The 13,062-nt window shown below is 61.7% G+C and carries 1 protein-coding gene (only partly in view); it reads right to left on the minus strand.

Annotated features, from left to right (window positions below):
- Positions 1 to 13,062, minus strand: the final stretch of a protein-coding gene (locus ACFPPB_RS17315; RefSeq protein ID WP_377329381.1) for a tandem-95 repeat protein. The gene runs 26,745 nt beyond the window's last position; the window shows 13,062 of its 39,807 coding nt (coding positions 26,746–39,807); the start codon falls outside the window, past its right edge — the gene reads right to left on this strand; it ends in the stop codon at positions 1 to 3.

Raw genomic sequence — 13,062 nt, forward strand, 5'->3', positions numbered from 1 at the left:
TCAATGCATCTTCTTGACGATCAACCCGGATTGCCTAACTAGATCATCCAGGCTGACCAGCGGTTCGTCGAACAGATTGCTCCACCAGTCGCCGCCAGTATGACCAGCGCCATGGTCACTGGTCTCCGCCTGGGCACTCCAGTCAAGTTCCGGCGAGGGCGCTTGCTGGTCATCCGTGTTCGGCCTGGACGAGTTGCCACTGCGGTTCACCACGATGTAGCCGTAACCTGTATTGCCCCTGTCAAAGACCTGCGGCCCCGACTGCACCACCACGGTCGCTTGGTAGCCGCAGCCATCGTTGTCATCATCGTCGTCGTCATGGTGGTGACCGACGTCGAGGGTAATAGTAGCCGTACTGCTGAGCTGGCCATCACTCACCGCATAGGTGAACCCATCGGTGCCCGTATAGCCGGCGGTTGGGCGATAGGTATAGCTGCCGTCGTCGTTGCGGCTGAGCGTGCCATGGGCCGGGTCGGTGAGTGACAGGGTCAGGGCATCGCCGTCGACATCGGCGACCAGATCGTCAAAGTCGATTCGCACATTGCCGTTTCGATCAACGTGCAAGGTTGCATCCCGCGCGGTCGGTGCATCGTTGACAGGGGTCACCGTGATCATGACTTTGGCCAGACTGGAGCCATCCAGGTCGTCGTAGGCGCGGTAGGTGAACGTGTCGGTGCCCGACCAGTTGGCATCGGCCAGGTAGGTCCAGCTGCCGTCGTCGTTGCGGCACAGGCGGCCGTGCTCCGGGCCATCCACCACATAAGCCTTCAATGCATCGCCGTCGGCATCGGTGTCGTTGGCCAGCACGTCAATCTTCACCGGGGTGTCCTCGGCCGTGGTGACCGCATCGTCCGTAGCAATCGGTGGGTGATTGGCGGTGACGGTGATCGTCACCGTGGCCAATGCCGAGTCGAGCTGGCCGTCGTTGGCACGGTAGGTGAAGCTGTCCGTGCCGACATAACCCCAGGCGGCGGTGTAGCTGAAGGTGCCGTCGCTATTGTGCGTGAGCCAACCGTGATCGGGGCCGTCAACCAGCACGCTGGTCAGGGAGGGGCTGTCGACGTCGGTGTCGTTGGCCAGCACGTCGATCACCACTGTCTTGAGCGTACGCACGGTGACGCTGTCGTCATGGGCAACCGGGGCGTCGTTGACCGGCAGCACCGTGATCGACAGCGTGGCCGTGGTGTGGGCGGTGCTGCCGTTGGCGCTTTCGGTGGCGGTGGCTTCGACGCCCAGGTCGATCTGGCCGAAGAAATTGGCCGGCGGCAGCAAGGTCAGTGTGGCCAGGTTCCAGTCGGTGATGTCGGCCTGCGTGGCGTCCGCCGTTGCCGTGAAGCGGTGCATGCCATCACTCAAGGTGGCGCCGACGGGCAGGGCGTTGATCGCCACGGCCAGGACCTCGGAGCCGTCGGTATCGGTCAGCGCCGCCTGCACCTGCGAGAGCGGAATGGCCGTGTCCTCCAGCCCGGTGTTGCTGGGCAGGGTTTCGCTGAGCGCGATATTGTCAATCATCGCGCCGCGGCCGTTGGCATCGCGCTGGGTCGCCAAGGTGACGATGCGGATGCTCTGCGCGCCACCGGTGCCTGTGAAGCTGTACTGCAGTGCCTGCCAGTTCAGCGCATCGGCCGGGCTGGTGTTGGCGTAGCTGGCCAGCAACACGCCGTCGACGTAGATGCCGATGGCGGTGTAATCCGCGTTGTAGCCCGGGCGGCCGGCGTAATCCAGGCTGAGCGTGTAGGTGGCACCGGCCACGGTGTTGACGCTGCGCTCGATACCCAGTGTCTGGTGGCCTTCTCCTTGCGCATCGTTGAGCTCGATCCAGTTCCGGCCGCCATCGGTAGCCGCATGCACCTCCTGCGGCGGACCCTTGGGACCGACCATGCGATCGCCGTCGGACCATACCTCGAAGCCGTTCCAGCCGCCTCGGCTCGGATCGGGCTGGGTGATGTCGGTCCAGCCTTCCAGCGTCGTGCTGTGCACCAAGGTGGAGGTAGGGCTGCGATTGTCGACACTTTCCCAGTCGGTACGGAACACCTCGTGCTGCTCACCCGGGACATCGGTCAACGCGAGCGTGGGCGCATCGGCCACCGGGGTGATGTCGACGAACAGGCTGGCCGCATCGCTGCTGAGCTCGCCGTCGAACGCCTGGTAGTCGAAGCGGGCGTAGTGCTGCTTCAGGTTGCCCGTGCCGGGGGTGGCAAAGCCGCTGAAGCCGGAGGCATTGGCGGCAGGCACGAAACGCAGCTTGCCCGCATCGATGTCGCCCTGTGAGAACTGCTGGCTGACCGTCGCGGCGCTCCATGTGCTGCCATCGAAGCTCTGCAACTGTCCATCTTCCGGCAGGGTGGCAAGGATGATCGACAGCGCCGTGCTGTCGATATCGCTGACCGGGAAATCCTTCCAGCCAAAGACGTATGCGGTGTCTTCTAGGCCGCTGACCTCAGCGGATGCGGCTACCGGCGGATCGTTGACTGGGGTGACGTTCAGCGTGAGCGTCCTGGCGGTCGGGTCGGTATCCACACCACCATGGGCCGTGCCGCCGTCGTCCTGCACCTGGAAGGTGAAGCGGGCGTAGTTGTCGCCGTTGGCGTTGGGTGCCGGGGCGAACTGCAGCAGCCCGGCGGCGACGTCGGCCACCGTAATGCGCTGGCCGACCACGACTGCCTGACCGTTCAGCGTGAGACTGCCTGCCTGCGGCAGATCACCCAGAATCAGTGCCGCAAAATCGTTGGCCGGCGTGTCGCTGGCATCACTGAAGCCGAAGTCGCGGGTGTTGAAGACGTACGGGGTGTCTTCCAGCGTGGTGACGGTTGCGCTGGTGCCGCTCGGTGCGTCGTTCACCGATGTGACATTCAAGGTCATCGTTTTCGCAACGACGTCGCGATCGACGCCACCATTGGCCGTGCCGCCGTCGTCCTGTACCTCGAAGGTGAAGCGGGCATAGCCGTCACCGTTCGCATTGGCGGCTGGGGTGAACTGCAGCAAGCCAGTCACGATATCGGCCACGGTAATGCGCTGGCCGCTCACGACTGCCTGACCGTTCAATGTGAGACTGCCTGCCTGCGGCAGGTCACCCAGAATCACCGCAGCGAAGGCGTTGGCCGGCACATCGCTGGCATCACTGAAGCCGAAGTCGCCAACGTTGAAGATATACGGCGTGTCCTCCAGCGTGGTGACGGTGGTGCTGGTGCCGGTCGGAGCATCGTTGACCGAGGTGACATCGAGCGTCAGCGTCCTGGCAGTTACGTCGGTATCGACACCGCCGTTGGCGGTGCCGCCATCGTCCTGCACGGCGAAAGTGAACTGGGAGTAGCCTGCACCGTTGGCGTTGGCGCCCGGAGCGAACTGCAGCAGGCCAGCGGTGATATCGGCCACCGTGATGCGCTGGCCGCTCGCCACAGCGTGGCCGTCGAGGGTCAGGTTGCCTGCCTGCGGCAAGTCACCCAGGATCACCGCAGCAAAGGCGTTGGCCGGCGTATCGCTAGCATCACTGAAACCGAAGTCGCCGACGTTGAAGACGTACGGCGTATCTTCCAGCGTTCTCACGGTAGTGCTGGTGCCGGTGGGCGCATCGTTGACCGAGGTGACATCCAGGGTCAGCGTCCTGGCGGTCGGATCGGTATCGACGCCACCGTTGGTGGTGCCACCGTCATCCTGTACTTGGAATGTGAACTGGGCGTAGTCCGCACCGTTGGCGTTGGCGGCTGGGGCGAACTGCAGCAGTCCGGCGGTGATGTCGGCCACCGTGATGCGCTGGCCGCTCGCGACCATCTGGCCATTGAGGGTCAGGCTACCCGCCTGCGGCAGATTACCCAGGACTACGGCCGCGAACTGATTGGCCGGCGTATCGATGGCATCCTTGAAGCCGAAGTCGCTGAGCTGGAAGACGTAGGGCGTGTCTTCCAGCGTGGTGACGGTGGTGCTGGTGCCGGTCGGGGCATCGTTCACTGAGGTGATGCCGATCTGCACCGTGGCCAGGTTGGAATCCAGCTCGCCGTCGTTGACCAGGTAGCTGAAGCTGTCGGTGCCGTTGAAATTCGCGTCCGGCGTATAGGTATAGGCGCCATCGGCGTTGGTTGTGACCTGTCCGTGAGCCGGGCCATCCACGATCCGTGGGGTCAGCGTGGGGCTGTCCACGTCGTAGGCGTGGGCCAGCAGGTCGATGACCAGCGGCGCGTCTTCGAGCGTGTTCTGCACCACGTCGCCGGCGACGGGCGGATCATTGACCGGGGTGATGGTGAGGCTGACGGTGGAGACGTTGGAATCGAGCTGCCCATCGCTGAGCTTGTAGGTAAAGCTGTCGGTGCCGTTGTAGTCCTTGTCGGGGGTGTAGCCGAAGGTGCCGTCGGCGTTGACTGTGACCTGGCCGTGGGCGGGGCCATTGACCACGACTGGCACGAAGCCCGGTTGATTGGCCGCTACATCGTTGGCCAGCGCGGCGATGGCGACTGGCGTGTCTTCAGCGCTGGAGACCACATCGTCGAAAGTTTCTGGCAGGCCTACATGCAGATCACGCACGGTGACCTGGCTGCCCGTCGCACCAAAACCGATCAGGTCGAACGACAGGTTGACCGCCGTGCCCGCGGCGATCCCGCGCAGATCGACGAGGTAGGTACGGCTGCCGTCGGCGTTGGCAAACGAAGTGACGCCCGACGACAGGAACGACGAGCCATCGCCCTGCAAGTTGAGGAAATCATCGGTGTTCGACAGCGCGATCGGCGCTTCCAGCGACTGGCCGGTGCTGGCGTCGAGCAGGGCGACTTCGAAGGCATCCTGGGGACCGTTGCCGGGGTTCTGCAAGTTGATGCCGGACACGGTGAAGCGCAGGAAGCGGTCATTGGCGCCGACGGTGAAGACCTGGTTGATACGAGTCTGGCTGTCGTTCGATTCACTGAGCAAGGCTGAACCATTGGCCACGGTTACATCGCCGGACGTTGTCCAGCCGGTCGTGCCGTTGAAGTCGCCGTTGGTGAGGGTCGGATTGGTCACCACGTCGTAATGCGGCGCAAGCGTACCCAGCGTGTTGTTCGATCCCGCCTCCGCCAACGTGCCGTCCCCGGCCTGCTTGCGACGGAGCATCAGCGCCATCAGCGACAAGTCGTAAGGCAGTCCCGGTAGCGGCGGGCCCGGATCGGGCGCCGGCAGGCCGGCCAGTTGGGCAATCGCCGCAAGGTCGGCCTCGGACAGCACGTGCCGCACGCCCGGTTGCAGAGTCGCGGCCATGAAGTCATGGCCATCCGGACTGTGGTCCAGCCCCAGCGCATGGCCGTACTCGTGAAGCAGCACGGTGTACAGATCCATCTTGCCGTAAGCGGGGCTGCCAACCTTGGCCACCCATTCGTTGGGATTAGATGTGGGCAGGAATTCGGTGTTGTCGGCTGGCGTCGAACCCACGAACCAGCCGTAACCGGCGGCGTTGGTGTCCAGGGTAATTGACACCGACCCTCCGAAAGATTCTTCCTCGCCCACCGCAAATCCAGGCAAATCCCCATAGACGACGTTTAAGCTGGGAGATGCGAATTGCAACGACCCTTGAGGCTGTGAGTAATTGCTAGCCTTTCCGCTAGGTGCGGTGGAAATCGTCCAAGTCTCCTTTCCAGTCGGGCAATAGTGCGTATTGGATTGGACATATTGCCCGCCGCCACCAATTGGGATCTTCTTAATTGGTATGACATTTAGAAAAAATATCAGCTTCGCGCTAACAGGGCTTCCATCGGGCAGTGTGTTCGTCGCCAGCACCACAACGCGATCCTTGCCGATATATCCGTTCGCCGGGTAGTAGACAAGATCACCAGGGTTATGCGCTGAGCGTTCCAGTTCACCGTGTTGCGGTTCCTCAAGAACTTGAATTTTCGTGTTGTAAATCCAGCCACCTCCCCAGGTTGTCTCCCTGAAGTCCCCCTGGAATTTCTGTGGGACAGCACCAATCAAATAGCCCGACACACTCATTGGGTAGCCGGGAAATTGTCCTCCTCTTGCGGAGGCGTCCGTTACAAAGCGACAAACACCCAGTATCGTAGTCTTGTCGACTGTACTGGTGGCATGGCTGACACTGGTTGCTGCGGTAGCTGGTGCAGTTTGGATATTTACAGGAGGCGTCGCGAACATTGTGTTCAACTCCTTATTATCGCTGTTGTTGTAGCCCGTGGACTGGGTGTCTGTACTTACGTCCGCGGTAGATGCAAGAAGGTCATGCTCAGTACCTCCACCAATTTCCTTCAATTGAGGTGTCTTTATATTGAAACCGATCTGTGTGTTGTAGCCCACCGCAGACCTTGTGCTCAACCCAAACAAACCCAAGGTGTCGCGAATATTGCCGTAAAAATTTCCGTTCTCCAGCAGTAGATGACTCTCAATATAGTAATTCGAGCGATCTGTGTGCTGACTCGGAAGATTTCTAGCCTCTGCGCTATTGATCTTGCTCCAGGCGCCATCGAACCCGAGGTTGTCGGATCGGTTGTTCCCGTCCCACGTATTCTTGCTGACGGATCCCGACACAGAGGAGAATCGCCAAAACCACGCGCCCGATTCGGCCGCCAGTGTCTTTCCTGTCACCGTTGATAGGTCCGATAGCAGTTCCGGGTGCGTCACCAAGTCGTACTTAACCGCGATCGCCGTGATCAGGTTCTGAGTCGGGGCGTTTCGACCATCCCCTGCCCAGGTGACGGTGAAATTCCCTGAACCATCTGCCACCACCGGATCCATGTACTGCGCTGGATGCGATCCATCCGCTGGAAACTCCAAGAACACAGACCATCCGGGATGCGTGGTCCCGGTGACGGTCAATTGATTTCCGTTTGCCGCCTTGGTGACGCTGACAAGCGTCGCCGCCTCCTGGGTACCGAGCCATTGGTTCAGGCTCGTATTGGGAGCTGAATGACCATTGCGCCACTCGTACCCGACGGTGGCGATTTCATAGTTGTTCCGCCCCGTAAGGTGTAGCAAGCCACGACCACGAAAATTCTTGTAATCATCTGTCCCCGACCTATTTCCAAGACGTCCGTCGTATGTCCGTCTCCAATAGGCATCGCCGCCTATCTCGGTTAGCTTGGTCAGTTGTGCAGTTTCCTGCATGATGTTGGCTAGGAACGTGGCGACACGATCAGGGGTATTGATATCCGCCCGTGCCATGACGTCATTCAACACGTCGACCCAATCGTTCGCTATTGTCGGTGACACGCCGATGGCGATCAGCAGATCCTCACTTACCCGCGCACCATCAAGAGACGAAGTACTGAGAAGACTTTGTATTTGCGCCGCGCGAAGCGATTTATTTAAAACATATCCTTGTTCGCTCCCCTCGAATTGTTTCACCCAGTTTTGAAGGAATGTCCCGTCCGCATTAGGCCCACCCATGATTATGTTGCTTGCGTCGATCAGGCCTGCAGTCGGTTCATTAGGATGCTGAGACGCTCCGTAGACGGTCATGAAGTCCTTCAGCACGTCACCTTCATTGTTAGCGCTCTGGCTTCCACCGCGAACAGGATCCTGCAATAGATCCGCGAATTGCGCAGCGATGTTCACGTCCCATGTCTCGTTCGTTTGCCCCTTGAGCGTGTTGTATTGTTCAGCATCGTACTTGAGCCTTGCCAGGGAGCCGAGGGCAGCATTCCCATCAGCAGTGGTTCCACCATATGCGTTTTGGGGGCCGAACGCGCCTGACTGCAGATCAATACTCGTCGGCGATACCATTCCATAAAGCCACTCATTGCCATCAATGGACTTCTGGTTTCCAGCCGAAACGTAATTGGTATTGATGCCAAGGTTCAGGCGATTGCCAAGGCTGTTGGTGCCCGCATACCACAGTGTGTCCTTGAACTTGCCAGCCGTCGTCTTGTTGTTCGCCTGGCTGGCCAGCATCATGTCGTAGACCCAACTGGTGCCCATAGTGGCGCCCTTGTACCGCGGATCCAGAACCCAGTCGTTGAGTTTCGAATCGCCGGCCTTTATGACCTTGCCGCTCGCGTCGATGGTGTCGGGTTGGATCGTCATCCAGTGCGGCGCGTTGTATGCATTGAGCCACTCAACATCGTTGGCAGTCAGATTGAAGTTCAGCTTGGGGAAGGTAATGGTCTTCTTCCCTACCTTGGTGCTCGAGCTGCCATCCGAATAGTCGGTTTCCCCTAGAACAATTTCGTTGAACTGCCGCAGGTCATCGATTTCACCCTGGCTGAGCTTGCCGTCGACCTTGATCTCGTTGGTTTCCTGGCCATGGATGGTGGACGGGCCAAAGCCAAGGTAGCGCAGCCGCTGCTCCACCTTCCAAACATCGAGTGTTTGGGCATCGGTCGGATTGGTAGGGCCGTCATTCCCCACGTTACTGATATTCGAAAGCTCGAATTTGCTATAGCCCGGATCATCCAGCGGGCGATCGCCGAAGAAGAGATTGGGCGAGGTGGCGTAGTCTTTGGCGATGACGGTGGCATTGCCTGTCTGAATTGCGTCGGGACGCAACGTACCCTTGTCCTTGTACGTGAAGGCGAGCCCCGTCAGCACCTTGTCGGTCAGGGTTTGGCCTGCTCGCAGCGCCTTTTCATCTTCGGCCGTGATGTTGGGTACGAAGTAGAGGATGCCGGAATGCGCGAAGCCGTCATCTGCCGTGAATAGCGACGGGTCGCCAGTGGTCTGGTCAAAGGCCATCGAGAGCGGCGCACTTGGATCCCCGGCCTTGGTCACGAGCTTCAAGCCGGCGTTCGCAGCCAGTTGTTCGACCTCCCCGGGCGGCAAGCTGAAGTCAGTCAACTCGTCCATACGAGTCTTGATGGCGTTGTGGTCTTGATCCGACAGTTTGAGCCAAGGCGTGTCGTAGACGGCCTGGGTAATCTTTCCTTCCTTGAGCAAGAGTGTTCTTGCGGCAAGTTCGCGCAGGTCGACGCCAATGACGTCGCCCATGTTGCCGACCGCCTGCACGCGGATCTGGTTGGGTTCCGTGGCCGTCCCCACCGGTGCCCCCAGATTATTGTCCTGGTGGCTGGGAGTCTTGATCTGTTGGAGCGCGTCATCCGGCAGCACGATGTGTTGCGACAGGCGCTCATCCTGGCGTTGGGGATTAATCGCCGCCTTGATCAGTTCAGCGACGTTCCAGGCGACGTTCTGGTTTGGCTGTGTATGCGATTGATCCGTCGTACTGAACATGCCCTGGAACTGGCCAAGCAGCACTTGGCCGTCCTGTGACAGGCTCAGGTCGACAATGCCGTAGCCATCCAACGGTACGGTTGCGCCCAGGTACTCCGGGTTGCTGCCGAAGGGATCCTTGACGATGCCGAGCTTGCCGCCCACGTTCACATGACGTGCGCTGGCGCTGCCGCCGAACGGGATAGGTGGCCCAAACGGCGGGTAAAGGAAGTCCGGTGCCTCGAACATCGCCTTCCAATACGGATCCTCGAAATTGTAGTTGTCGTCCGAGACGATGGCGTATTGAACGCCATCGACGGTGACCAGCACGGCGCTCTGGGCACGCTGGATATCCAGACGATCACCTGTGATGGCGCTTGCGGGTTGTGACAAGTCGATGGCGGCCATGGTCGCCTTCGTGATGTGGCCATCCTGTCCGCGGGTCAGCGTCAGCGTGGACAAGCCGCGGTTGTAGTCGGCGATATTGGAAACCAGGAAGTGGTTGGGATCGTCGGTCGCCGTGATGGTCTGTGGGGACTTGCCGCTAAGGCCGTCGTCGGGCAGCGCGACTGGCGTAGCCGGACTTTTAAGGACGCCGGTGGCGAAGTTAAGACTCTTCAGATCCAGCACCAGTACGTTGCCGCGCGGCGCGTTCGGCGTTGCGCTGAAGCCCTTGAATGCCACGGGTACGCCAATGACCAGCGCACTGCCGTCGGGCGCGGCGGCCATACCGGAGATGCCGTGCGGGGAGGCATCCAGACCAGCCACCTGGACCGCGATCAGCTTGTTGTAGGTGGGGTCACCGGGGTTGGTGTCCATCACCAGAAGCTGGTAATGGCCCGCGCCTGCGCCGTAGTCGCTGCCCTCGCCAATAAACAGATGATTGCCTGAAGTGGCCAAACTGGTGACGTCGGCGTCGGCTCCGCCTGGGATGACGATGTCGTCCAGTCGACGGAAGGTGACGAGGTCAATCACATAGACCTTGCCTCTGCCGCCGACGTAAGCACGACTCATATCGCTGGAGAAGGCGATCGGCTGGACCTTGGTGCCATACACATAGCTGTCCAGCGTCGACTCACTCAGTTGATCGACCAGGCTGGTGTTGGCAACGATTTCTCCTTCGCGCACAAAGTCAACACTGGTGCGATTGACTATTGCTGCTATCCCCGTCTTGGATTGGACGCTAACAGTGGCGCCGGCGTATTCCTTGGGGACGCTGTTGGAGCGCCCGCCCGAGCTGGTCCCCGTTTGCGTGGATATCTCGCGTACCAATCGCCAGCGCAGGTTGCCAATAGCAGTGTCAGCAAGGTCGGGAATGTTTTGGCCGGCGGTATCCTTGAGACTGGTGCCGAGGTCAACGCTGAAGCTCGTAGTGCCGGCCGGTACGGTCATCACGTCGGTGGGGGACCCGTTGATGATCACCTGCAAACTGACTTTGCCCGGGAATGCAGATGGGCTCATCCCTTCGGCTTGGAACGTCAGCTGGTGGCTGTTCACGTCGTAGCTCGCGCCGGTGAGATTAGGGACGGTAACCAGACCATCTGGCGTCACGATGGGGGGCAGGGCCGCGGTGACATCCACGTCGACGGTATCGCCGGGCTGCACTTGGGGCGTCGGGATGTTTGCGAAGCGCGGGATCCCGAAATGGTAGCCGCCCAGGGAGAGGCCCGAGGCCTGCGTCGCCAGGATGCTGGCCATCGCATCGCCAACGATCGCGCCACCTACACCGCCGCCAAGCGTGATGCCCAGGCCCGTGAACATGACCCAATCGCCCACGCCGATGTCCAGCGCCACATTGCCCGAGATCACCCCCGGCAGCGCACGGACTACCACATAGTCGCCGGATGCAGCCAGTCCACCAAACGGCGGGCTGGCCGTGCGCGCGATGCCATCGGCACCCACGTGCCCGTTGTCGACCAGCCACCACGTGGGCTGGTCGCTGCCGTCGGGCATCATCACCGTACCCTTGCGCAGGAACAGGACTTCATCACCCGGCTGCGCCGCGCCCGCCTGCGTCGGAATAGCGGCCTGCAGTGGATAGCCCGTCTCGTTGTCGCCGACGTCCAGATGGAATGCGCCGAGGGCCTCAAGTACACCGGGCGCCGGTGCCGTCATGCCGGTCACGGCAGCGAGATTTGCCAGGTCGATGCGGCGGATGACGACCGGGGTGTCATGGGCCAGCACCCCGGCGCCGACCATGACGGTTTCGCCGGTGGTATCGCTGACGACACCGCCTTGTGCCGCAGACACCTCGACTTTGGCTGGTGCCGCAGTGGCCGGGTCGTCATCGGTGACCTGAGCGGCATCCACGTGGAGGACGACGTCGCCCTGGGCGATGGTCTGCATGATGACGCTACCGTCGGTGTCCAGTTCGCTGCGCAGGTACACCACCGAAATCGTCACCAGGCCCTCGCCGTGCGCGGTGATCAGCCCCGTAGCGCTGACACTGGCGATGCTGTCGTCACTGGAGATATAGCGTGTGCCGCTGGTCGCATCGGGGTTCGGTTGGCTGATGTCGATCACCGCACCGCTATCAGGATCGGTGGCATGCACATCCAGCTGGCGGGTGCCGTCCACGGGCAATGACAAGGTGTTGGGATAGACGTCCGGCTGGACGATAGACAGCTCGAGAGCAGCCCCGTTCCCGTACCCAGCATCATTGGCCGGCGCGACGTTGATCGCTTGTACCGCTTGCACCAGGTGGCCGCTCTCATCGGTATGGCTGACCGTGATCAGTGCGGCCCCGGGGCCAGTGGAGGTGAGGATGTCGCGGGCATCGTCGATGCCGATTGGGGCGGTACTTACCGGCCCCATGCCTGAGAGATCGGCGAGGGCAACGTGCAGGTAGCCTGGGTCTGAGCTGACGTCGACGCCCGCCTGGTCTTCGAAATCCACCGTCGCCGTGACCGGCACGACCTGGCCGGGAGCAAGGTCGGGGAGCGGCTGGATGTGGATGGCGGTGAGCTTGGCGGCGCTGACGTTAACGGTAAGGGTAATTGGCGCACCGGCAGCATAACCATCATCGGCCTGCACCGTAATGGTGGCCGCGCCCGAGTAGCCCGCGTCCGGCGTGAACACCAGCGACTTGCCATCGCTGCCGAGCTTGGCGGTGCCATGCGTGGCGCCGACGATGCGCCAATAGGTGGCGTCGCCTTCGTTGTCCGTGGCGAGGCTGGCGAGCGAGACGCTGACACCGAGGTCGGTGTGGGTGAGTACGGTCGGGGCCGTGGTGCTGGCGACTGGCGGCAGGTTGGTCTTCCAGCCGTAGTTGGCGTAGAGGATCTGGCGGTCGGTGGCGTTGACCAGCCCATCGCCGTTGAGGTCGGCAGCGAGGTTCGAGGCAGCGGCATCCTGCTCGAACGCGGCGCTGTCGGCGCCGTCGACGACGCCGTCGTGGTTGAGGTCGCCGGCGATGCTGACGTTGACGGTCGCGGTGCCGGTGCCGGTGAGGCGCAGCAGCTTGAGGCCGGCCTCGGTCATGCGCACCAGGGTTGTGAGCACGCCGTCGTGCAAGGTGGTGCCGACGACGGTGCCGCCGGTGACGGTGAGCGCACTCTGCGCGTCGCTGAACCGGCTCTGGATCGCGATGATGACCGCGCCCTGGGCGCCTGGAACCTTGACGGTGGAGGCCAGTTCGCTGTCGCGCAGCGTGAAGGCGAGGGTCGTGGTCTGGCCGGCGACGAGGCTGTCGGACCAGCTGTTGGCTGTGCTCGCCCCGCCGATCCAGTTGACGGCGGCGCCCAGGTTGGCGGTGATGACGTCGCTGAACGGTTTTCCGGTGTCGTCGTAGCCGTACGGCGTGCCGTAGTCGCTGCTGTCGAGGGTGCGCACCAGCACAAGGCGGTTGGCGGCGTCGTACTGATAGGCGATCGCGGCGGTGCCGTTCGCCTGCGGGCCGACACTGCTGACGATGCGGCCGTGCGCATCGCGAACCCAGCTGATGCGCGC

Source organism: Rhodanobacter terrae, assembly GCF_042657005.1.
Lineage (GTDB): Bacteria > Pseudomonadota > Gammaproteobacteria > Xanthomonadales > Rhodanobacteraceae > Rhodanobacter > Rhodanobacter terrae.